Source organism: Salinisphaera shabanensis E1L3A, assembly GCF_000215955.2.
Lineage (GTDB): Bacteria > Pseudomonadota > Gammaproteobacteria > Nevskiales > Salinisphaeraceae > Salinisphaera > Salinisphaera shabanensis.
Genome location: NZ_AFNV02000026.1, coordinates 1 through 22,332 on the forward strand (window position 1 = coordinate 1; position 22,332 = coordinate 22,332).

23 protein-coding genes and 2 pseudogenes are annotated in these 22,332 nt (G+C 59.0%); 8 read left to right on the forward strand and 17 right to left on the reverse strand.

The features are described from left to right. The 12 genes and pseudogenes from SSPSH_RS14985 to SSPSH_RS18875 all read right to left on the reverse strand — a co-directional run. Positions 1–298: pseudogene (locus SSPSH_RS14985) on the reverse strand (hypothetical protein); the annotation flags it as partial. Next, a complete protein-coding gene (locus SSPSH_RS14990; RefSeq protein ID WP_006911987.1) occupies positions 289–642 on the reverse strand; it encodes an NADH-quinone oxidoreductase subunit A in 354 nt (117 codons plus the stop codon). The gene SSPSH_RS14990 and the pseudogene SSPSH_RS14985, both read right to left, overlap by 10 nt. Before the next feature lie 314 nt (positions 643–956). Further along, complete coding sequence (locus SSPSH_RS14995) at positions 957–1,586, reverse strand: protein-disulfide reductase DsbD domain-containing protein (RefSeq protein WP_006911989.1); 630 nt, start codon at positions 1,584–1,586, stop codon at positions 957–959. Continuing rightward, positions 1,579–2,766 carry a protein-disulfide reductase DsbD family protein gene (locus SSPSH_RS15000; protein WP_006911990.1) on the reverse strand — a complete coding sequence of 396 codons (1,188 nt, stop codon included), beginning with the start codon at positions 2,764–2,766 and terminating at the stop codon, positions 1,579–1,581. The genes SSPSH_RS14995 and SSPSH_RS15000 overlap by 8 nt, the downstream gene beginning before the upstream one ends. Beyond that, positions 2,763–3,506 carry a class I SAM-dependent methyltransferase gene (locus SSPSH_RS15005; RefSeq protein WP_006911991.1) on the reverse strand — a complete coding sequence of 248 codons (744 nt, stop codon included), beginning with the start codon at positions 3,504–3,506 and terminating at the stop codon, positions 2,763–2,765. The genes SSPSH_RS15000 and SSPSH_RS15005 overlap by 4 nt, the downstream gene beginning before the upstream one ends. 46 nt (positions 3,507–3,552) lie before the next feature. Further along, positions 3,553–5,142 carry a multicopper oxidase family protein gene (locus SSPSH_RS15010; RefSeq protein ID WP_006911992.1) on the reverse strand — a complete coding sequence of 530 codons (1,590 nt, stop codon included), beginning with the start codon at positions 5,140–5,142 and terminating at the stop codon, positions 3,553–3,555. A 42-nt stretch (positions 5,143–5,184) separates the two neighbouring features. After that, a complete protein-coding gene (locus SSPSH_RS19090) occupies positions 5,185–5,424 on the reverse strand; it encodes a hypothetical protein (protein ID WP_006911993.1) in 240 nt (79 codons plus the stop codon). Positions 5,425–5,491: 67 nt separating this feature from the next. Next, the gene (locus SSPSH_RS15020; protein WP_006911994.1) at positions 5,492–5,938 is read right to left on the reverse strand and encodes a DUF411 domain-containing protein; all 447 of its coding nucleotides are present in this window, start codon (positions 5,936–5,938) and stop codon (positions 5,492–5,494) included. Between the two features lie 151 nt (positions 5,939–6,089). Beyond that, on the reverse strand, positions 6,090–6,416 hold the full coding sequence (locus SSPSH_RS15025) for a hypothetical protein (RefSeq protein ID WP_161627846.1): 327 nt from the start codon (positions 6,414–6,416) through the stop codon (positions 6,090–6,092). 997 nt (positions 6,417–7,413) lie between these two features. Beyond that, positions 7,414–8,001, reverse strand: coding sequence for a DUF945 family protein (locus SSPSH_RS15030; protein WP_006911996.1), 588 nt, complete (start codon positions 7,999–8,001; stop codon positions 7,414–7,416). 158 nt (positions 8,002–8,159) lie between these two features. Next, positions 8,160–8,441, reverse strand: coding sequence for a hypothetical protein (locus tag SSPSH_RS15035; RefSeq protein WP_006911997.1), 282 nt, complete (start codon positions 8,439–8,441; stop codon positions 8,160–8,162). Between the two features lie 352 nt (positions 8,442–8,793). Further along, complete coding sequence (locus tag SSPSH_RS18875) at positions 8,794–8,931, reverse strand: hypothetical protein (RefSeq protein ID WP_006911998.1); 138 nt, start codon at positions 8,929–8,931, stop codon at positions 8,794–8,796. A gap of 76 nt (positions 8,932–9,007) precedes the next feature. Between SSPSH_RS18875 and SSPSH_RS15040 the strand changes: the two genes are divergently transcribed. Next, positions 9,008–9,490: a hypothetical protein gene (locus SSPSH_RS15040; protein ID WP_006911999.1), complete on the forward strand. Its 483-nt coding sequence runs from the start codon at positions 9,008–9,010 to the stop codon at positions 9,488–9,490. 374 nt (positions 9,491–9,864) lie between these two features. Here SSPSH_RS15040 and SSPSH_RS19945 read toward each other — a convergent pair whose 3' ends face one another. Then, complete coding sequence (locus SSPSH_RS19945) at positions 9,865–10,056, reverse strand: helix-turn-helix transcriptional regulator (protein ID WP_202962190.1); 192 nt, start codon at positions 10,054–10,056, stop codon at positions 9,865–9,867. 326 nt (positions 10,057–10,382) lie between these two features. Next, the gene (locus tag SSPSH_RS15045; protein WP_006912000.1) at positions 10,383–11,591 is read right to left on the reverse strand and encodes a tyrosine-type recombinase/integrase; all 1,209 of its coding nucleotides are present in this window, start codon (positions 11,589–11,591) and stop codon (positions 10,383–10,385) included. A 307-nt stretch (positions 11,592–11,898) separates the two neighbouring features. Between SSPSH_RS15045 and SSPSH_RS15050 the strand changes: the two genes are divergently transcribed. From SSPSH_RS15050 to SSPSH_RS19575, 7 genes and pseudogenes are all read left to right on the forward strand, one after another. Next, entirely contained in the window at positions 11,899–12,441 is a 543-nt protein-coding gene (locus tag SSPSH_RS15050; protein ID WP_006912001.1) for a GspH/FimT family pseudopilin, read from the forward strand. After that, positions 12,438–12,992, forward strand: coding sequence for a type IV pilus modification protein PilV (pilV, locus tag SSPSH_RS18095; RefSeq protein ID WP_006912002.1), 555 nt, complete (start codon positions 12,438–12,440; stop codon positions 12,990–12,992). The genes SSPSH_RS15050 and pilV overlap by 4 nt, the downstream gene beginning before the upstream one ends. 17 nt (positions 12,993–13,009) lie before the next feature. After that, a pseudogene (locus tag SSPSH_RS19950) lies at positions 13,010–13,087 on the forward strand (prepilin-type N-terminal cleavage/methylation domain-containing protein); the annotation flags it as partial. Positions 13,088–13,090: 3 nt separating this feature from the next. Next, positions 13,091–13,762 (forward strand): PilW family protein, encoded by a 672-nt coding sequence (locus SSPSH_RS15060; RefSeq protein WP_244263530.1) that lies wholly within the window; start codon positions 13,091–13,093, stop codon positions 13,760–13,762. Positions 13,763–13,812: 50 nt separating this feature from the next. Continuing rightward, a complete protein-coding gene (locus SSPSH_RS18100) occupies positions 13,813–14,358 on the forward strand; it encodes a pilus assembly PilX family protein (protein ID WP_161627847.1) in 546 nt (181 codons plus the stop codon). Positions 14,359–14,380: 22 nt separating this feature from the next. Next, on the forward strand, positions 14,381–18,352 hold the full coding sequence (locus tag SSPSH_RS15070; RefSeq protein ID WP_021031854.1) for a PilC/PilY family type IV pilus protein: 3,972 nt from the start codon (positions 14,381–14,383) through the stop codon (positions 18,350–18,352). Beyond that, complete coding sequence (locus SSPSH_RS19575) at positions 18,349–18,762, forward strand: type IV pilin protein (RefSeq protein ID WP_006912006.1); 414 nt, start codon at positions 18,349–18,351, stop codon at positions 18,760–18,762. Before SSPSH_RS15070 ends, SSPSH_RS19575 begins: the two co-directional genes overlap by 4 nt. Before the next feature lie 434 nt (positions 18,763–19,196). Here the strand turns inward: SSPSH_RS19575 and lspA are convergent, their stop codons facing one another. From lspA to murJ, 3 genes are read right to left on the reverse strand one after another with little or no spacing between them, the layout of a single operon-like run. Further along, entirely contained in the window at positions 19,197–19,706 is a 510-nt protein-coding gene (lspA, locus tag SSPSH_RS15080; protein WP_006912007.1) for a signal peptidase II, read from the reverse strand. Continuing rightward, on the reverse strand, positions 19,703–20,641 hold the full coding sequence (locus tag SSPSH_RS15085; RefSeq protein WP_006912008.1) for a bifunctional riboflavin kinase/FAD synthetase: 939 nt from the start codon (positions 20,639–20,641) through the stop codon (positions 19,703–19,705). Before SSPSH_RS15085 ends, lspA begins: the two co-directional genes overlap by 4 nt. 2 nt (positions 20,642–20,643) lie before the next feature. Beyond that, the gene (murJ, locus tag SSPSH_RS15090; protein WP_006912009.1) at positions 20,644–22,209 is read right to left on the reverse strand and encodes a murein biosynthesis integral membrane protein MurJ; all 1,566 of its coding nucleotides are present in this window, start codon (positions 22,207–22,209) and stop codon (positions 20,644–20,646) included. Positions 22,210–22,332: the final 123 nt, after the last annotated feature.

Genomic DNA, 22,332 nt, shown 5'->3' on the forward strand with positions numbered 1-22,332 from the left:
CCTGTGGATCGGCGGCCGCGTCCACGCGCAGCGCGCCCGGCAGATCCGCGTCCGATCCCCAGCACAGCGTGGCCCGCGGGTGCGGAAGCTGATCATGAACGCGCTGCAGCGCCTCGTAATCGGCCGTGCGGATACGCCCGACGACCAGCAGGATGCTCGCGTGGCGCGGGCTGGCCACCCAGTCGATATCCGCAGACAGCGCAAGATCCTCGATGCGCTCGCGCCCGCCCTCGCCTTCGGCGACGAACAGCGGCACGGGGGCCGCGGCCGCCAGCTTGCGCAGCGCGTTTACTGCCACCGGAATATGCCCTCGCGCCAGCCGTAAAGGATGCCGATCGACAGGATCGCCAGGAACATACCCATTTCAACGAGCGCCTTGACGCCCTCGGCCACATACACCACCGCCCACGGGTACATGAACATCATTTCCATCTCGAAGGCGATGAACAGCAGGGTCATGGAGTAGAAGCGCACGTGGTAGCGCTGCCAGGCGTGGGTGCCCGGTTGCTGACCTCCGAGCACCGGCGTCTTTTGCGGCTCGGAGACTGGCGGCAGGCCGGATGGCCGGGTGAGCCACTGCAGCCCCAGCGCAGTGCCGACCAACAGCACGAAGATCAACGTCAACGCCAGCAACTCCGCCATACAGCAGCACCCGGTCGCAAGAACAAAAACAGCGGCTCACGAAACCCCTTCGCGCCGCCTCAGCCGGATCAAGAATGTCCAGAACGACTTTGTGTCGTCAAATATCTGTATGCCGAAGAATATGATGACGGCCCCGCGCCGCATCGACCAAAGAGCCTTTCGTGCCGCCAATATCCATTTGTTTTCAATGGATTGCGTACAGAGACACTTCGTGCATCCGGGTTTTTCCCATTGAAAGCAGGAAGTTACCCTGGACTACGGTTCAAGGTTTCGACTTTGCGCTATTCTGGAAAGTGAAGCAGTCAGCCTCGCCGTCAAGGCGAAGACGACTGGGCGGAATCCGCAACCCTGACCGACAGCATCGAAGGCGGCAGACAAAGCCCGGAGTCATTGCATGCTTGTATGCGGGCCTGCGCTTTCAAGGGCCTATCGTTGTCCGGCGCGGCCAGATTCGTGATCAGCTCCAGCCGCCCGGAGTACACCTGGATCGGGTCACCGAGGCCGACATCGATCTGCTCGCCCGCCGGGTAATCGAAATTTGCGGGCACGCGAACGTCGTTGGCCGTGAACTCGACTTCCGTGGGAATAAGAAAATCGAGAGAAGCCGGGTTGGCATTGATATGCCACGGCTTTTCTATCGCCAGTTCGACTCGGACGTTGTTGCCTTGTCGTGACGCACTAAGCTCGACATGATCCGAACTCGACGTTTGCCTCGCCTGGGCCGAATCACCGATCCCGGCTTGCCGGTTCAGTTCTTCGGATTGCGAGTACAGGGCAACGATGTCGGCGTTCGAGTCGCTGCCGGTTGAAGCCGACCCGTTGCTCGCGGCCTGGACGTTGCGTGCATCGTCCGGCGCCGGCCACTGCCAGAACACAAAGACGCCGCCCACGACCGCGGCGGTTGCCACGGGCACAAGCCAGCGCACCAGGATGTCTTTATTCATTGCCACGAGTTGACTCCACGCTGGTTTCAATCGCTGTTGCCAGCGTACTGACGGTAAACAGATCGGGTAAGCGCTGGTGAATCGCCCCGTCGGGCTTTAACACCACGGCAAACGGCAGGCCGGCACCGCCGAACGAGCGCAGGTAGGCGTCAAGCGCGGCGTCGGGCCGGGTCAGATCGGCTCGCAGAACAACCATGCCTGTCGCGGCGACCGCGCGCGCAATCGCTTTATTGGCATAAACGGTCTGTTCCAGAACCTTGCAGTTGATGCACCAATCGGCGGTAAATTCGATCAGCACCGGACGATTGGCGGCACGTGCCGAGGCCAGCGCCTGTTCGGTCAGCGGCTGCCAGGGCAGCTCATGCGCCGCGGCGCCGCTACGGTTGAGGCCGATCGCGACCGTGCTCACCGCAACCAGCGCCAGCACCACCGCCGGAACCAGCCGCGCCCCGAACCCGGGGCCAACAGCAAATGCTCGCAGCAGCCAGAACGTCAGCGTGCCGAGCCAGGCGGCCCATAATAGCGTGCCGAAGCGTTCTCCCAGCACGGTGGTCGCAAAGAAGGTCGCGCCGGCCAGCAGAACCAGGCCCATGACCTGTTGCACGCGTTGCAGCCAGGGACCGCTGCGCGGTATGCGCGAGAGCAGCCCCGGCCGGGCCAGCAGAATCAGGTACGGCAAGGCTAGCCCCACGCCTACCGCAATGAACAACATGAAGATGGTGCTCGGCGTCTGGGTGAGGGCAAATGCCATGACGCCACCGAGAAAAGGCCCGGTACAGGGGGTCGACAGGACCGCCGCCAGCAGGCCCGCCAGATACGGCTCGGCGTAGCCGCTCGCCTGGATCCGATAGACCCATTGCGGCGGTTGAACACCGCGTCCGGCAAGACTGTAAACGCCCAGGCCGGCCAGCAAAAGCGCCAATGCAGCCCTAAACCAGGCTGCCTGGAACAAGCTGCCCCAGGTCCAGTTCAATGCGGCCGTGGCCAGCGCCAGCGCACCAAAAAAGGTGAGCGTGCCGGCGAGCAGCGCAATACCCGCGATCAGCCGTTGCCGCGGGCCATTGCCTACGGCCCGCCCGATGGTGCGCAACTTGATCGGCAGCGCGGGCAATACGCAGGGGGTGAGGTTGAGCAAAGCCCCGGCGGCCATCGCCAGCGCGAGGTTCGTCCAGATCGTCATGAGGTCGAGTCGCCTCCGCGGTTAACGCCACCGGCTGCGGCCAGCACCGCGTAGCGGGTCAATGTGCTGATTGTCATCGTGCGATATCCCAATGAGCAGGCTTGTTGTTGGGCCCAAGCGGGCGCATGGATACACCGAATGGTCATGAGCCCCCACCGCCAATTAATCTTGTAGGTGTCGATAGCCTCCACGCTAAAACCGGCCTGTTCGAGCAGCCGCCTGCATTCACGCGCTCGATAGATCCTGGCGTGCGCGCGACCGAGCAGGCGCTGATATTGCTCGAACAGCCGGCACGCCCAGTAATCGCCGCACCAGTCCGTGATGACGAGCCGCCCGCCGGGCTGCAAAACGCGCCGTATTTCGCCTAACGCATCGACGGGTCGGTCGATAAAATGAAACATGTTGCAGGACACCACGATATCGAACCGCGAATCGGCAAACGGCAACTGCTCGGCCCAGCCCTGGCGAAGCTCGACTGCCGGCGAGAGTTTGTGGCGCGCTGCCTCCAGCATTTTGGCCACGGGATCCATCCCGGCCAGGTGGCAGGCCGGATGCGCCGCCGCAAGACGATGCAGCAAGGCGCCGGTGCCGCAGCCGATATCGAGCAACCGATCCTCGGCCCGTAGGGGCAGCCGCGCGATAGTCTCGCGCGTGGTCGCTTCGATATAGAACGCCCACTTGCGGTCATACGCGTCTGCGAGTCGCTTGTATTCCTTGACGATCCGGTTGCGTGTCTTCATTGCGCATCCGCGATCGTGTTCTGTTTGCGTGCAAGACCACGCGCGGTCATGCCCGCACCCGGTAATAGCGCATCATGCCGTTGTCCTCGTGCTCCATGTTGTGACAGTGGTAGATATAAAGGCCTTCGAAATCCTTGAAAGTCAGCGCAATACGCACGCGTTCGCCGGGCAGCACCAGCACCGTGTCCAGCAGCCCGGCATCGACGAGTCCCGAGTCCAGGTCCGGCCAGCCGCGCCGATCAGTCATACGCCGGCGTTCGACCACCGCGAACTGCAGGCCGTGCACGTGCATCGGATGCGGCATCATGGTGTCATTGACGAACTCCCAGATTTCGGTGTCGCCCAACGCCACGATTTCGTCGTCGGCCACCTTCGCGCCTTCGAATTGGCGCTCGTTGATGGAAAAGCCGCGCATCATCCGCATACCGAACTCGAAACGGCGTATGGGCGTCGTGCGCGTTACCGACGGTGGCGAAAGCTCCGGGTCCAGGTTCTGCGGCAACGATCGCCCATCGCGCGCACGATCGGTCACGCGCAGGCCCAGCAGATCGAATCTTGCACCGGCGGGCAGCGCCGACCGGCCCATCATGGCGCCCATACCACCCATACCGCCCATCATCCCGGCACGGTATGAGTCGCTGACAAGGCTTAGTCGCTGGCCGATTTGCGCGTCGGACAGATCCACCCAGACATCGATGCGCTGGGCCGGCGCCAGGGTCACGTAGCGCAGCCGCTGCGGTTTGGCGAGCAGCCCGCCGTCCGTGCCGAGCACCGTGACGGGCCGGCCGTCGCTCCAGGCCAGCTTGTAAATACGGGCGTTGGAGCCGTTGAGAATCCGCAGGCGATAAGGACGCGTGGCGACGTCGCGGGTTTGCGGCGGGCGGCCGTTGACCAGCACGCGATCACCCAGAAACCCCTGCATGCGGGCCATCATCGCCCCCATGCCGTCCATATAGCGCAGCGCGTTATCGTCGGCGAAACTGCGATCCTGCAGGATCAGGATCAGTTGCTGGTCGCCGTCGGGCAGCTCGAGCCCGCGTTCGATATCGTCCTCGATCAGCAGCGGCCCCGCCAGCCCGGCATAGCTTTGAAAACCGACGCGACCGCCGTCCGGGCCGTGGGGATGCGGGTGATACCAGTACAGCCCCGCGCGATCGCGCACGTCGAAGGTAACGCTCATGTTCTCGCCCGGCTTGATCGGCAGGCGCGGCTGGCCGTCGACGTCGGGCGGCACGTGCAAGCCGTGCCAGTGGACCGTCGTGTCCTCGGGCAGCCGGTTTTCCAGTCTTGCACGCACGCGCTGGCCGCGGCACAGGCGAATCAGTGGCCCGGGGTAGCTCGCGTTTATCGGTGCCAGCGTATTCGCGGGCCCGTCGACCAAAGCGCCGTCATACCGCCAGACCTCGCTCGGCGCACCGGGCAGTAATGGCACGGTGTCGGGCCGGGCACGCAGTCGAAAGTCCACGTCGACCGCCCTGGTACCCGGGCCGCGGGCCGATGCTGCATCGCTGCCGCTGCCCGCGGTTACCTCGTTTTTGCAGGCGCTGAGCAGCATCGACGGCGACAACGCAGCTACGCCCGCCGCACCGCCGATCCCGCCCAGCAGCCTTCGGCGCGTTGGATCAACGCGCTTCACAGCGAACTCCCGGGCCAGCGATCCCACGCCGGTGAGCGGCGCTCATCGCGTCTCACCCCGCAGATACTTGAGCAATGACAGAACGCCGAGCACCAGCAGGACCAGGATCAGCAATGCAAACAGCATGCAGGCGATCATCATCGGGCCGCCCATCATGCCGCCCTGCATCATCCAGCCATCCATCATGCCGGCGTTACCCATATTGCCGGGCCCCTGCTGCGCATGGGCCGTGGCGGGCAATCCCGCAAGCAGCAGCCATGCGATGGTTTCGAGATATCTCATGATTCAGCTCGTCTTTAATCGAAAGAAACAAACAGGCGAAAGCGCAATAAAACGCGATGCACGCACGTCAGTACGTGGCATAGATTTCGCCGGCCAGCGTCCGGATAGCAAAGGGTTCTTTTTGCTGACCTGGCATACCGGGAGAGCCTGTCGGCATACCCGGCAGCGAGATACCGCGTATGTCCGGCCGTTCGCGCAGCAACTGGGCGATAACCGGCTCGGGTATATGTCCGACCACAACGTAGTCACCGATCAGGCTGGTATGACAGGACGACAACTGGCGTCGCACCGCGTGTTGTCGGTTCACGCTCGCCAAGGCTGCGTTTTCCACGATCTTGACGTCGTAGCCTTTTTCATTGAGATGCTCGGCATATTGCTCGCAGCACATGCAGCCGGGGTTGTGGTACAGCGTGGCTTGTAAAGGCGTGGCCGCGACCGGACCGGCCGACACAAAAAACAGGAACAAGGACACGAGCGACAGGCGCACTGCGTCCGTAAGGTGTAGATATTTCATCCGAGGAGACTCCACGTGATCTTTAAAGAGATTCCGGCAAGCCTTGGGGGCACACGACAAATGGGGTCGCGAGACAGCCCAGGTCACCAGCCTGTGGGCTGGCCTGAACATCGTCAGTCCGGATTCAAGACGCGCTCACGCGTCGATCAGATCAAACGCGGATTACACGTGGAGGGAAGGGATCGGGCCCCGTCAGGCGCCGACCTGGATGATCCGCCACGTAGAACACGGGCGTCATACCATGCACAGGCGCCAGATCGAGCGTACCGTCAGTAATATTGGCGGCCATGCCGCAAAAGACGACGGCGCAAGCCGAAGCCTGGGCGGGAGAATGCGGCTGTCCGGAATCCAGTTCGCACAACACGCAATCGCTGACGGCACTTTCGGCCGGCATGGTCGATGCCATGACGGCTGGACTGGCCAACAGGCCACCGAGCACCCAAACCGCGATCAGCATGTGGACGAGACACCGCTTCATAAATGCACTATAGGACGCCTATCTTCCACGGACAATACTGAAGTGGGGTCCAGGGTTGTAGTTTTTTTACAAGCCGAAAACGACAGAATCGAGCTCAAAACCGATCAGCCGCAGGGGTGCCTGATGCTCCACCCTGTCATCCTGCGTGCGATGGCAATCAGCACGTTCTCGCCGTTAACGCCGATGCGGATCGCTATCGATCGGTTTGCAAGCAAGTCGAGGGATCGTCGGTTACACGCGCCTTGAAGCGGTGCCGTCCCCCAGCATCCTCGAGCCACCGCAGAACGGTGTGCGCGGGTGAGAAAATTGTCGGGCATTCTCACCTTCGCCTGGTTGGCTGCATTGATGACAAGCGACATACACTGACCCTACTGGTTAGCGAGCCACGGCCGTATTCGGTGGCACGTAAAAGGCACATCACGGACTGACACACAGACGGCGAAGCCTTGAAGGCTTATCGTCGCCGGCCTATGTGACCCAACACAGCGCGGCCTCTGGCCATGAACACTGCGTCCGCATCGAGACGAGATCTATCCTGATCTATGAAAAGTCGATCGATACACCTGACACATGTGTACCGATTCATCGATGCGCCGGCAGGCCCGAAACCCACTGGCATCGATTGCCGATTGTCCATGGATTCCCGCTAGAATGCCGCAAGTGGCCGAATGCAACCGAGTCCGTGTGAAACCCCGGGCTGGTAACAGTCCGGTCAAAGATCGCGGCTCTGCACACAACGAACTCGCTGAAACCTCGACCTTCGGTGTTTAACACCGCCTGGGCCGATCGCCGTCATGCAAACCGATGCTTCGAAACGCGGCGTTGATCGACACAACTACGTGTTCCGCGTCGACGCGCCGATCACAGCAAGACCGGTAATCTCCTGTGGTGAAATATTCAGTCAAGGATTCGACGGGTCGACGGGTCGACGGTTTTCGAAGCTCCGGTCTACTGTGATGAATCCTTGGCCGCATCAGCCCGCCTCAAATGTTCGGGGTCAAAGCATGCGCGAATCGCCGACGAGACGAAGCTCGTTCACCGCAACGCCGCCCTGACTGTCGGAAATACGCACGCCGGGGGCAACCAGCTCGAAGGTTTCATCAAGGTCAGCGCGTTCGTAGAAACCAGACAGACCGTTCCACTCGACATAGGTCTGCACACCGTTGGCATCTTCGCTCGTGCCTTGCGCGACGGGCGAGCGCAGCTCGACCCGGAAGTTTTCGTCGTCTGTAACCCACGTTTCGATCCTCAGCGGGGGTTCGCTGAAAATGCTCGACAGGTCCGGGTCAGCATCACGCGACAGCGTGCTGACGATGTGCGTCTGCCCGAGGCCAGGCACCCACGGATGGGTGATTTCGTTGTTGAACGTCGCGCGCTCGTCACCCAGGCCACCGACCGAGACCTTGGCGTGTGAGCTCATCCAGCCCCGGTCATAGGATTCGATCGCGAAATCGAAGTCACCGCGCTTGTTCATGTTGTCGATGCCGGCCCGGAATTGGTTTTCGACTTCGGAGCCGGTCAAATACGGCACGAGCGCGGCGATGGCCACGACCAGTACCAAAACGATCGCAAGGACCTTTTTCATGTGAGTTTCCCCCTCGTAATGATGATGGCCAACGCCGGCACACGGCTATCCCGCAAAAAACGGCTACGCGCTTGGTCGACCGGGTAAAGCGTTGCCCGCCGATATGCGGACAACAGTTCGACGGGCCGCGCCCTGAGGCGACTCGTCTACGCCGCCGCTTAGTGCAGCGTGCGAATTTCGCGGGCGTGCTTGAGCTTTTCCATGACCGAATGCGGCGGATCACCGGCCTGTCGACGCTGGCGGTACCAGGCCATGAGGATGTAGCCGAACACGTCGTCGGTGATGGTGCCGCGCTCGAGGTCGTTGACGTCCTCGAGTGCTTCGATGGTGCCTTCGACGATATCGAGCTGGCCGGTCTGGCTGTCGAAGTGTCGAACCGGCAGTGGCCAGTCGCCCGGCACGTCGATGGATTGAACGGTAGCGGTATGGGTTGCGGTCATTGGAATATGCGTTGGCTGCTCGCCGGCGAGAACCGGCGGTCTGTTCTTATTCGACCCGTTCGGGGCCGGCGTGTATTGAGCTCTGCCGCATTGGCCGGTTTCAGCATGGCACGGCCGCCAGGGATCGCAAAGGCGGCTTCAGACAAGCGGTTGTCGCTGCCCTACCCCGCAGCTTGCGCCCCGATGATTTCGCCCTGCCGGGCGTTTGACGGCTAAGCGATCGAAAGGTAGCCCACCCGCGAAAGCGCGCAATCTTGTGCTGTATCCCATCTTGAATAGCGTGCCGGGCGAGGTTGTGCGTGCCGGCGACATACTCCGCGGCTGCGATGACTCATGCCATGTCCCGCGTCGGTCATTCGGCCAACGACACAGCCTCGTCCCAGTGTTTACCTCTGGCGGGACAACTGGCCTTCTTGGCGACCTGTTGAACAAGCGGGCCGGCCAGTTGGTAGGCGCGACCGCCGTCGTCGGGCTTGGTCGCGTCCAGCATCTGCCGGTTTTTTAAGGGTGTTGCACATGGGTGTCTGAATCCAGAGCGAGCTTTTCGCCGACGAAGGCGACGCAGCATGAACGTCCGCGATTTCTTTGGTCAGCCCGGCCTGGACACCGGGGCTGACATTGCCGTGTTCGTCGGTTTCAGTCGTTGTTGCCTGCTAGACAAGCTCGCCGAACTCCTCGGCGAATTTGACCAGGTCGTTGCTGGCCATGCTCATGACGCCACCACGCATTGGGAGGGCATCATCGAGGAGGCCGGCATGCGCAGCCGGTCTGCGACCGCCTTGATGACCATGCTGTCGATCCCAACTGCGTGTGCGGCCGGCGCGCCGATCTATCGCCGTTCATCGACATACCCGTTTGCTACAAGCCCTACCGCACCAGCTATTAACGTCGCCATTTCCCCAGCTGGCTACTATTGCTCGCAGCTCGAAGGTAGATTTGCCAACCTGCGGCGGTGGCTTAAGTCGGCAGCGAGTTATAGCTTCGTGCTCTACGATGTTCACGACAGAGCACTGATCGATACCACGCTCGAACGGCTGGACGCCTATTGATCTCTGCCGTCACGTTCGTGCTCGCGGTGTTCTGTGTCGCTGGATACACCGTACCGGTTCAATCTCCAGAGCATTAAGACAGCGACCATAATGAACGGGAAAAGTACAAGAATCGCCACAGGCGCCTCCGCTAGTCCTCGCGGTTCCTTACCCAGCGCTGAGTTTTAGCACCGCAAAGCATTTTCAGGAGAGCCACGCCACGCTTAATTTAGCGTAGTTCGGTTTCGAATTGGCGCTGTGCAGCAAATCCATTTTCCGTACCAGTTAAATGGCTCTGGCAACTGATTAACTCCACGCCAGGCCCGGCTATAGCGTACGTAACCGAGTCAGTCTGATCCGTAGGGATCGCTCCGGAGGATACGAGTGAATCATTCTCAACCCCTGCTTGCGACGAACGCCTCTACATCGGAAAGTCTCCAGCGCGTGCATCCAGGTCCGAGTCGGACCGGCTGCGGCAGCCGCCCCTCCCGGGCCCAACGCCATATCGTATTTCGCGATACTAGAAAGCGATCTGCAAGGTCCCGGTCTCGCTCGTACCGCAGTGTCATGTCGATTTTTCCCGCCATGCTTTTCAGTGCGCTGTTTGAATTCACAAGAACAAGCTACGGCATTACATGATCTATTTTGTCGAGTTAAATACACGCAATGAACACGAGTGCTATCGCTATCGTTGAGAAGATATCTAAAGCGACGAAAACGTTTAGACCTATTACGTAACGCTGCAAGCACAGACCGCCTCATGTTGGACAGTAAGCAAGCGAAGGAATCGGCGAGTCACCAAATGCTCGCTCTTTCAGACTGTAGACTGCAGCGGCTCGTAGTCTCCCACGAGAGCCGAGTGCGACCCTATAGTTGGCTATTGAGATCCCCCTGGCATGAGGCGACCAAGTAGCTATTCGCCAAGCGGGATCGGGTTGCAGCAAAACCTAGCCCACTGCTCCATCATTATGGAGCGTTGCTCCAACAGCTCATCACGAGCATAAGCTGCTCGCGTGGAATCGCTATTGACATGTGCAAGCGCTAGCTCGCTCACCTCATCTGAGGCGTCGGTGCAATTGCGGGCCCAGTCTTTAAAGCTAGATCGAAAACCGTGCGGCACGGCGTCGACATCCATTTTTCTGGTTAACGACGATAGACTCATATCTGATAAAGACCCGCCGCGCGAGGCCGTGAATACCGTGTCCTCGTTTTCAAATCTGGGTAAGGTACGCAACAACGCGACTACCTCTTTCGATAGTGGCACTCGGTGCGCCTTACCGTTTTTTGTTCGCTGTCCTGGCACTACCCACAATGCAGCGTCCAAGTCGATTTCATTCCAAGTGGCGAATCGCACTTCCCCAGATCGAGCGGCCGTCAATATCGCAAACTCAAGCGCCCTCGCCGACATCCCTGTACGTTTTCGGAGCCGTCTCATGAATCCAGGTATTTCTTGCCACGGTAGTGCGCGGTGATGCTTTACCGTCGAAATTTTTGTCGGCTTCGGCAACACCTCCGCTAGATTTCCTTTCCATGCTGCTGGATTCGCGGTCTCGCGATATTTGCGGGCAATCGCCCAATCAAAGACCGCCTCCATCCGTTGTCTAACGCGATTCGCGGTGTGCGTCTTGTCCCTCCATATCGGCTCGATAACCGATAAGACGTGCGACATCTCGACGTCCGCCACTTCCATGTCGCCAACGACTGGAACTGCATATAGCTCTAGGGAGGAAAGCCAATTTGCACGAGAACGCGCGTTGCGAAACTCTGGAGCAATCGCCTCGTGCTTGCGACGAGCAGCCTCGGCAAAGCTCAATCGTTTAGCCTGACTCGCGCGCAACGCCACCTTCGCCGCTTTCCGCTCCTCGATGGGGTCAAATCCCTGGTCAATCTTGCCGCGTGTAACGCGTGCTTTTTCGCGCGCCTGAGCCAGAGTGACGTCAGGGAAACCGCCGAGCCCGATATCTCGTCTTCGACTACCGACGGTGGCACGGAGAATCCATGATCTAGCACCGGATTTCGAAACCTGGAGTAGCAATCCGGCCACGCCGCCCACGGCATGCATGCCAGGCTTATCTAATCGCTTCACCTGAATCGCGCTTAGTTCGATTCCCTTTTTTGGCATCCCAACGACCTACCCAACAATAGCGATGGTATTGGAAGATACGTGGCGTTACTGGACGAATCAAGTAACTATTTATTTTAAAAGGAATATACAGCTCATTGGTAAGCCTTGATACTGGATAAAACATGTTCCCGACACTTCTCCCCGGCACCATCCAATCGCCCTCGCCTGTTTCGCACACTGCGGGTTCGCACGATCGAACGGCCACTTGCCGGCGGCGCGTGCCGGGCGACCGTTTATCGGACACGTCACAGCGCCGGTCGGCGCCGATAGGACGACACCAAAGGCACAGCCGATACTTGCGGGCATGGGCATCCCGTATTCCAGCACCAGACACTCGAACCGCGGTTTTACGCTGCTCGAACTCATCGTCGCGATGGCCGTCGCCGCGATCCTGCTCGCTATCGCCATTCCGTCGTACCGTTCGGTGATCCAGCGCAACTCGATGGCCGCCACGGTGAACGACCTCGTGGGCGATCTCAACTTCGCCCGCAGCCAGGCGGTGACCCGCGGCCGGCAAGTCTATGTGTGCCGCAGCAACGGCAACAACAGTTGCGATGGCGATGGCGACTGGAGCGACGGCTGGATCATCTACGCGCCAGACCCTGGTTCGGAGAGCCCCAATGACGACAATGTGCTACGCGTACACGGCGCGATGACCAATCAAATATCGATTGTCGGCAATAACAACATCACCTCGCGGGTGTTCTTCGACCCCAACGGCTTTGCAATGGGCAGCATTGGCACCTTTACGGCGACTGCCCACGATAGCGCCCAGCAGACCCTCGTGGTGATTGCCAGCACCGGGCGTATCCGCACCGAGACGGTACAAGGGAGCAGCGGCACATGAGACAGAGGAACAAATCACATCGCGCGGCAGATCAGACCGGGTTCACGCTACTCGAGGCGCTGGTGACACTTGTCATCGTTTCGATCGGGCTGCTCGGGATCCTGGGTCTGCAAACGGTCAGTATCGCCAACACCCAGTCGTCTTCAGCACGCAGTATCGCGACCGTGGCTGCCGACAACCTCGCGGATCGCATGCGCGTGAACTTCATCGGCGCGCGCGATGGTGAATACGACGACATCGACCACCCTGCGTCGGGTGGCGGCAGCGGACCGCAGCCGTGCACCGTGGCTTCAACCTGTAATCCGGCTCGGCTCGCCCAGCGCGACGCGTGGGAATGGGACGCCGCGCTCGATCCGGCGCTGCCCAACGGCGAAGGCCATGTCAGTTGCGAAGAACGCGTTGATGGGGACTGTATAACGTATCGCATCTCCATTCTCTGGTCGGAACGCGATCCAGATCGTGCTGCCGGCGTGTCCGATCCTGACATGAGTCAGTGCGATAACAACGACCCAATGGTCAGCGGCTGTTTTCAGACGGTGGTCAGACCATGAACCGCTTACGTTCCGGCATGCCGCGTCAAAGCCAAGGCTTCAGCCTCGTCGAACTGATGGTCGCACTCGTTGTCGGCCTGCTTCTGCTCGCTGGCGTATTGCAGATTCTTCTTGGCAACCGCGAAAGCTTCAACGCGCAGCGTGCGATCGCCGACGTTCAGGAGCAAGGACGCCTGGCCACGTTCTTCATCGAAAATGTCGTCGCCCATGCAGGGCATCGCGTAAACCTTGCCGCAGATGATGAATTTCTGTTCCCGGCACGCACGACGGGCGACGGCTTCAGCTTAGCTTCGGAAAGCGTCGTTGCCGGCACTAACGACCCAAACGGCAACGACGGTCTGCATATTCGATTTGAATCGGACGGCAACTTCACCGCTTGCGACGGCTCGCCTGTCGGCTCGCCCACCGCACCGGCGCTCGGCGAATTTTCATTCACCGTGTCTGCAAACGGTGCCCTGGAGTGCAACGGAACCGATTTGACCGATATCGATAGCGTTGCTCGCTTGCGCGTTCGTTACGGGCTCGATACGACAGGTGAAGACAACGTCGTCGATGCGTATACGGATTCGATCGCTAACGCGGATCTTCAACGGGATGTGAAGAGTCTTAGAATTCAACTGCTGCTACGTAGCCAGGATAACGTCCTACCGGTCGGCAGCGCACGCACGTTCCAGTTTGCAGACGGTAATAATTTCACCACCGAGGCCGATGATCGACGTGCCTACCAGCTCATCGATCAAACCGTGGCCCTGAGGAACCTTCTGCCATGAATAGCCGGTCGCCCATGCCGCCGCGCCGATCCCAGAACGGCTTCGTACTCGTGACCAGCCTGATCTTTCTCGTGGTGATTACGTTGCTTGCAGTATCCGCAATCAACTCATCAACGCTGCAGGAACGTATGGCCTCCAACCAACGCGAAAAATCTCGCGCTCGACAAGCTGCAGATGCAGCGTTGCGGCGAGGCGAACTGGTCCTCCAGGACGCCGTCTTCGATACGCTGCAAAAACCCGGCTCGACGGTGATCGTAGATACACCGGCAGATACCGATAACGCTGGGGGCACGCTATCCGTACGGATCTGGCGACGCGGTGAAATGATTGAAGAAACCGACCAGCAGGATAATCCGGAAGCTTTTCTCGATGACACCACCTGGGCTTCCGGAAAGCCCTTGAACTACACACTCGACGATTTGCTCGCCCCGGTCGACTATTTCGTCGAGGACTATGACTGCATCGCGCGGGACCTCAACCCCGATAGTGAAGCCGTTTGCGACGGTTCAATGCTTTATCGAGTCACCGCACGTGCGCGTGGCCAGAACCCGGCCGCTGTTGCCGTCACTCAAAGCATTTACGAAAAGAACTACTAAAACAAGCCAACGGATAACACCCATGAAAATTCTCGGTTATCCCCTCCATAGCGCGATGCTGATCGCCGCCATTTCGTCGTGGCCCGGTACTTCTGCGCAGGCTGCGTCTTATCTGGAACTGTCGCAGGAACCGTTGTTTGCAGGGACGAATGCACCGCCGAACGTGCTAGTTGCGGTTGACGACTCGGGTTCAATGGACCTAGAAACATTATTCCCGACCGACGACGGTTTTCTGTTCTGGAACGACAACGCAAACGGCACCGCCGATAGTAGTGGCACGTTTTACAACAGCGGCGAAACCTACGGGTATGTATTCCCGTTCGACCAGGTGCAATCCGGTCAAAGCCTGACAGTGCCCCCCATCCCAGGCATGGCCTATGTGCGTTCTCACGAATACAACAAATCGTATTTCAATCCCGCGACAACATATGAGCCATGGCTTGGATACGACGACTCAAAGAGCGCAGAAGCGCTTAATGATCCAGAGGAAAATGCGGGGATAACCAACCTCACTCAGACTCAAGCGGGAACGTTCGATTTCCGACGTGGAATGACCATCCCGGGTTCGGATGGCTCATCTAATATTACTTATACCTGCGTAAACGAATCTCTATCATTCTTGACGTATACACCGTCAGCGCAAGAAATCCGTAATGGCGCGTGTAGTCAGACGTTCTTCGGAATAAGGTATCGCCTAGTTGCGAGCCCTGGCCCCTCGAAGCCGGACGAAGTCGTAAATTCTCCAGCACGGCGACAGTTAACTTATTTTCCCGCAACGTTCTTTCTTAAGCCCGGGACAAGCCTTCCGCCCGAGTATGGGTACAAGACAACTAAAATCATTCAAGGGAAAGGCCCGCGGGCAGAAACGCTGAATGGTTATGAAATCAAGTCTGACAACTTCGACTCAACAGCGAAATACGAGAAGGCAATTCAGAATTTCGCCAATTGGTTCACCTACTACCGCAAACGTCATCTAGCCACGCGCGGTGGGATCGTTGCGGCATTCGAGGATATCGATGATGTCCGAGTTGGCGCTTGCACGATCAACAATCGTCGCGACCTGCGTACGGGTAGCTCGAACCTGACAATGTTAGAGTTAAATGATTCGCCGACACAGGCCAATCAGGCTTCGCCGCGCGAGCAGTTTTATAGCAGCGTCTTCAATATCGATTACACATCGAATCGCGGCACACCAAACCGTGAGGCGTTGAAGTATCTCGGAAGCCAACTCGAAGGTAATCGCTCGATTATCACGGCCCCTTGTCAACGCAACTTCGCCATTCTTTTCACTGACGGGTTTTCCAACCCGAGCACAGGACACAACGTCGGGAATGTGGACGGCAATTACGGCGCACCGTTCGCTGACAGCAGAGAGGACACCATCGCGGATATCGCGATGCGGTACTACAAAGAACTCGATGTTCCGGTCACGAGTCTCCTGAAAGTGCCGGAAGCTTGTAAAGAAGAGAACCCGCCCTTGGAACTCGATTGCGAGACCGATCTGCACATGACCACGTTCGGCGTCACGCTGAATCAGAGTGGCACCTTGTTCAACACAGAGAATCAGGGCAATCCCTACGCAAACCCAGGAAACTGGCCCCGATGGAAATGGCCGGACGTGAACTCCGGTGGTCGTAGCAAAAAGCAGATCGACGACCTATGGCATGCAACGATCAATACTCGCGGCGATTTGCTTAACGCAACGACGCCCAAGGACATTGCCAGCAAGTTCACCACAGCCCTGCAGCGCATTCTGGGTGAGCAAGGCTCTGCAACCAGTCTTTCACTGAATAGCCCGAACCTGACCGGCGACTCGGTCGGCTATCAGGCTGGGTTTACGTCCGGTGCCTGGACGGGTGAGCTGAAAGCGCTTCCGCAATTGAGCAACGGCGCCTTCGATGATCCTTTGTGGGAGGCATCCAGTGCGCTTTCCGACCCGGCCAGCGATAACTATCGGGCACCCAAGGATCGCGTCATTCTCACCAGTAAGCGTTCCAACTGCGGTAACGGCAATAATAATTTGACGCCCGCCCCTTTTCGTTTCGATTCGTTGAAAAACGGCTGCAAGCCGTTGAGCCAGGACGAAGTCGATTATCTGAGGGGCGACCGCACGAACGAACGGGCTAATAACGGCGACCTTCGCAATCGTTACAGCAATATACTTGGCGACATCGTGAATTCGAGCCCGCTGTACGTAGGCCCACCGAACCGCGTCCGCTACCCATACGACTGGAACGATCTGTTGCGCAACGGTAACGAGCGTACGATCGAGGATATCGCGGGACCTTATACCGATTTCCAGAATGGCGGCTTTGCCGAAGCCGCGAAAAACCGTATACCCATGGTTTACGTGGGCGCTAACGACGGCATGCTCCATGGCTTTGACGCCCGTACCGGCGAAGAGCGACTCGCCTACGTACCCGGTAGCCTGACGGACGAATTGGGCCAGCTCACCCGGCCTGACTACCTCCATCGCTATTTCGTGGACGGCACCCCAGCTTCAGGCGATGTGGTTATCAATACCGGCTCGGGTCGCCAATGGCGGACCGTACTCGTCGGCGCGCTCGGTGCGGGCGGTCGCAGCGTCTATGCGCTCGACGTCACGGATCCCGCTGCATTTTCGGAAAATAATCCAGGGCAGACTGTGCTATGGGAATTCCAAGACGACGAGCTTGGTAATGTTGTCGGGCAGCCCTCGATCGTTCGTCTGCACAACGGCCGCTGGGCTGCGGTCTTTGGTAATGGCTACAACAGCGAGCGCGGAAGCGCGCAACTTTTCATCGTAGACATCGAAACCGGCGATCTGCTTCGCAAAATCGACACCTTCGCTCGACCGGGCTCGGCACCAGATATCTGCGAGCTAGCGAGCACTGTCGACCCAAGCTGCAACAATGGCAGTGCAGCGAAGGTCACGGTGTGTCACCGCGGCAATACTAAAGAAATCTCGGTATCAGCATTGAACGGCCACCTTGGTCACGGCGACTTACGGGGTGAATGTGGTGCAACCGATGAAGAGAAAGTTAATGGTTTAAGCGAAGTCTTCCCCGTAGATCTCGACGGCGATTTCATTACAGACTACATCTACGCTGGCGACCTGTATGGAAACGTATGGAAGTTCGACTTAACGAGTAGTTCATCAGAGAGCTGGAAGGTTGGCTTGGACGGCAAAGCGCTTTTCAAGGCCGTCGATGACGATGGGAACCGTCAGCCGATCACGTCTCAACCGCAGGTTGGGGTTCATCCTTACGGCAGCCGCTATGGTGTCATGGTTTATTTTGGCACGGGCAAGTATCTGGAAAGCAACGATCGCGATGCCGATACGGATGCCAGGAACACTTTTTATGGTATCTGGGACTTGGATGTGTTCACGTTTAATGACGCGAATAACGGTCGGCCACTATTTTCGACCAGTCTAAAAAGCGAGATCCCGCGTTCACGCCTGCTTCGGCAAACGATCACTGAAACCATCGGTAGTAACGGCCAGACGTACCGGCTGGTCAGTGACAACCCGATCTTGTACCAAACCCAAAACGATAGTCGGAGCGATACAAGTCATCGTGGATGGTATATAAACCTGTCGCCCAATACGGGCGAAATGTCGGTCACCAATAGCCGCATAGAATCCAATACAATCGCTTTCAGTACGACAATTCCGAATACGGAAACATGTGCGGCGAGCGGCACAGGTTACTTCATGCTGCTCGATCGCCGGAACGGCGGTCGTACTGACTACCCGGCTTTTGACCTCAACGGCGACGGTCAACTGAACGTACCTAACGACACTGTTTCACGAACCGAAAATGGCAAAGACGTTAATGTGGGCGCCTCCGGCGTTCTCATCAAGCAAGGGATTCCTGGCGCCGCGTCGCATCAGCAGGACAAAGCAAACGGCAAGGCGTTCTACATCGTGCCGACATCCGATGGTTCGATCCGAACCGTAGCGACTCCACCCGATCCGGATCGTCGTCGCAGCTGGCGAGAGATCAGAAGATGACCATGAAAAAAATAGCCGGCTTCACGCTCATCGAATTGATGATCACGGTAGCGATCGTCGGCATTCTCGCCGCGATCGCCTACCCCTCTTATCTCAATCAAATGCGCCAGTCACGGCGTGCGGATGCGCAAAGTGCCCTGCTGCAAGCTGCCAATCGACAGGAGCGTTTTTATACGACGCAGTACACCTACGCGAACAATCTTGGCGACCTCGGCATGCCCGCCGAAACAGAAAACGAAGCCTATACGCTCGCTGTGGACAGCGGCGACGGAGACGGTTTTGCGATATCCGCGAATGCACAAGGTGACCAGACTAATGACGACTGCGCGACCTTGACGATCAACGAGCGTGGCGAAAAAACGGCAAATGGCACAGGGGCCGACACGGCGACCAGCCAACAGTGCTGGTAAGACTTTCCTGCCGCGCATTGACCCGAATCGAAGCTTGACCAAGAGGCTGGCCAGGGGCGTGTCGTTACGCCAGCATTGGGACTAATCGGGAATGATCTTGCCGGAGAGTGAGAAACTTGGCTCGCGAGAGGCCAACGGCGTGCTCCCTCAGGCAAAGCCCATCCCTGTCCATACCAAGCCGATTGGGCTCGCTAGGGCCCTGACAGCGGCATTCGGGTCCAACTCATAGGCATCCAGTAGACAAACACGGGTCAATAGCAGCGTCCTGTGCTCCGGTCGCGACGGCCGAGCCCTTCAGGCCGTAAGCCCTAAAGAAAACCCGGCGCGATATCCTGGCTAAAAGCGTCAGCGACAACAACGTTGACAATGCAGTTCGGACAGACGAGCCAAACGTCGACTCTCGCCACCACTCATCAGCGATCCGAGCGGCGCCTTCAGTAACGCCGCGGGCGCAACATATCGACGCCCATGAGAATCGCGCCCAGCACGATCGCGCTGTCGGCCACGTTGAATGCAGGGTAATGCCAGCCCTGGATATGGAAATCCACGAAATCGACAACGAATCCACGCGCAGCGCGATCGATCGCATTACCTAGTGCGCCGCCCAGGATAAGAGCCAGCGACGCGGCAACCAGCCGCTCCCCGTGCGGGTGCCGTCGCATCCAAACCAGAATACCAACCGCAACTGCCACAGCCAGCGCAACGAAGAACCAAGGCGTTGCCCCGGCGAAAATACTGAACGCCGCACCGGTGTTGTGCATTAGCGTCAAATTGAGCCAGCTGAACAGCGGGATGCGATCGAACAGATCGAGATTGTTCACGACCAGCTGCTTGGTGATCTGGTCGGCCGCGATCACGAGCGCCGATAGCCAAAGCCAGTGGACGTTCTGCAGCTGAAAGCCGCGCTCGTCCGGCGCACTGGTCTTGTCCGTGGATAGCGTCATGTGGATTCGGGCTCTTGCAGATGCGAGCGCACGCTAGCGACATCGCGATGCATCTGGGCGGTCAACGCGTCGAGCGAGTCGTAACGCTCTTCCGCACGAATGAACGCTTCGAAGGATACGTCAATCCGTTGGCCGTATAAATCGCCTTCGAAATCGAGCACGAACACCTCGAGCAATGGCTCTCGCCCATTAACAGTCGGCCGTACGCCAAAACTCGCAGCACCGGCGCGTCGTACGCCGTCAGCCATATAGACCCATACGGCATACACGCCATACCGCGGTGCCGGTTTCCGTGCCAGACGAATATTGGCCGTCGGAAAACCCAGTGTGCGGCCCAGACGCTTGCCGGCGACAACACGCCCACTCACCCAGTAAGCATGACCCAGCAAACGCTTGGCATGCGCGACCTCGCCGGCCGCAAGCGCATCGCGCACGCGGGTTGAACTCACGCGTGCGCCATCGACCTGGACATCGGGCAACGGCGCGATTTCGATATCCCGGTCGTGCGCAAACGCGCGCAGTGTCTCGATGTCGCCCGCGCGCTTCTGGCCGAAGCGAAAATCCTCGCCCACCAGTACGTAATACGCATTCAGGCGCGCGGCGATCAGCTCATCGAGAAACGCATGGGGCGACAAGCTTGCGAAGGCCGCATCGAAACGCGCCCAGGCGAATATATCGACGCCCAAAGACTGGGCCATACGCATCTTCTCGCGTGGCGACGACAGCCGTGCCGGCGCGTTTTCGGGCGAAAAGAACTCGCGCGGCATGGGTTCGAAGCTCATGAGCACGCTGGGGACACCCAACGCCCGTGCGCGCTCGCGCACCTGCTCGACGATCGCTTGGTGGCCCAGGTGCAAGCCATCGAAGTTGCCGATGGTAAGCGTGCAGCCGCTCTCAAGCGCGCGCATGCGGCGAACACAGCGAATGACACGCATGTTCAGGCCGACTCGCGGATGATGAACTGGCGCGGTCGTACGCCTAATAATGCGAGCACGAGGAAATACACGCCGATCCCTGCACCAATCCAGATTAACAGCCATTCCACACGCGCCAATACGCCTCGTGCAACCCATACCGGCAAATCTGCCGCACCGATCCACAGCACACCGCCCATGGCGATACAGCCGGCCGTGACTTGCAGCATCAGACGGCGCCAGGCCGCACTCGGGCGGTACACGTCGGCTTTGCGTAGATAGCGGTAAAGCAATCCGGCGTTGATGAATGCGCCCAACGAGGTCGCAAGCGCCAGGCCCGCATGCGGCGCCGGCCAGCCCATGAACGTGAACAGGCCGACAAAGGAAAGATTCATGATCATCGCGCCAATGAGCGATATCACACCGCAACGTACCGGCGTACGCGAATCTTCACGCGAGAAAAAGCCGGTAACCAACACCTTAACCAACGAAAACCCCATGAATCCCAACGCATAGGCCATCAACGCATACTGACTCATCAGCGCATCATGGCCGTCGAACGAGTGATAATTGAACAATGTCGTAACCAGCGGCCCGGCCAGCACGAACATACCCACCATCGCCGGCAAGCCGACGACCATCAGTAGGCGCAGCGCCCAGTCCAGCGTATCCGAAAATTCGCGAGATGACTGGCTCGCATGACGCGCGGATAGACTCGGCAAGATCACGGTCGCGATCGCAATGGAGAATACGCCCAACGGGAATTCCATCAGCCGATCCGCGTAATACAGCCAGCTTACGCTGCCCGCGGCCAGCAGTGAGGCTATCACCGTATCGAGCAACAGGTTGAGCTGGGCCACCGACGAACCGAACAGAATCGGCAGCATCAGCGACAAGATGCGCCGCACCTCCGGCTCCGACCAGCCCCAGCGCGGGCGCGGCAGCCGGTCGATCTGCAACAAAAACGGCACCTGGAACGCCAGCTGCACGATTCCCGCGATCAAAACACCGATTGCAAGCGCCATTTCCGGACGCGGGAAATACGGTGCGAGGCCGATGGCCGCGCCGATCAGGCAAACGTTAAGCAATACCGGCGTAAAAGCCGGAATGCTGAAACGCCCGTAGGTATTGAGAATACCGCCGGCCAGCGCGGTTAACGAAATGAACAGCAGGTACGGAAAAGTCAGCCGCAGCAGATCGACAGCGAGCTCGAACTGTTCCGGTTGATTCGCGAAACCGGGCGCGAACAGATAGATCAGCAACGGCGCGGCGAGGACGCCGACCACCGTAATCCCCACAAGAATCAAACCCAGCGTACCCGCGACCACATCGATCAGATGCTGCACGTCGCGGCCGGTATCTTTGCTCTTTGTCGCCGACAGCACGGGCACGAAAGACTGCGCGAACGCGCCTTCGGCAAACAGGCGCCGCATGAAATTCGGGATCTTGAACGCAACCAGAAACGCGTCCATACCGACGCCCGCGCCGAAGATGACCGCGAAGATCACATCGCGCAGAAACCCGAGCACGCGCGACAACAGCGTCATCACGCCGACCGTACTCGTGGATCGCGCCAGCGACGAAGCCATGGATATCCTGTAAAAGCGCCAAAGTGCGGCGCACTATAGCGGGATTGCAGAATTCTTTGAAAGCGAACCGAGTGCGCCGCGCCGCATACACACTGGTGCAGCCCTTTTGCGGGCTGACATCGC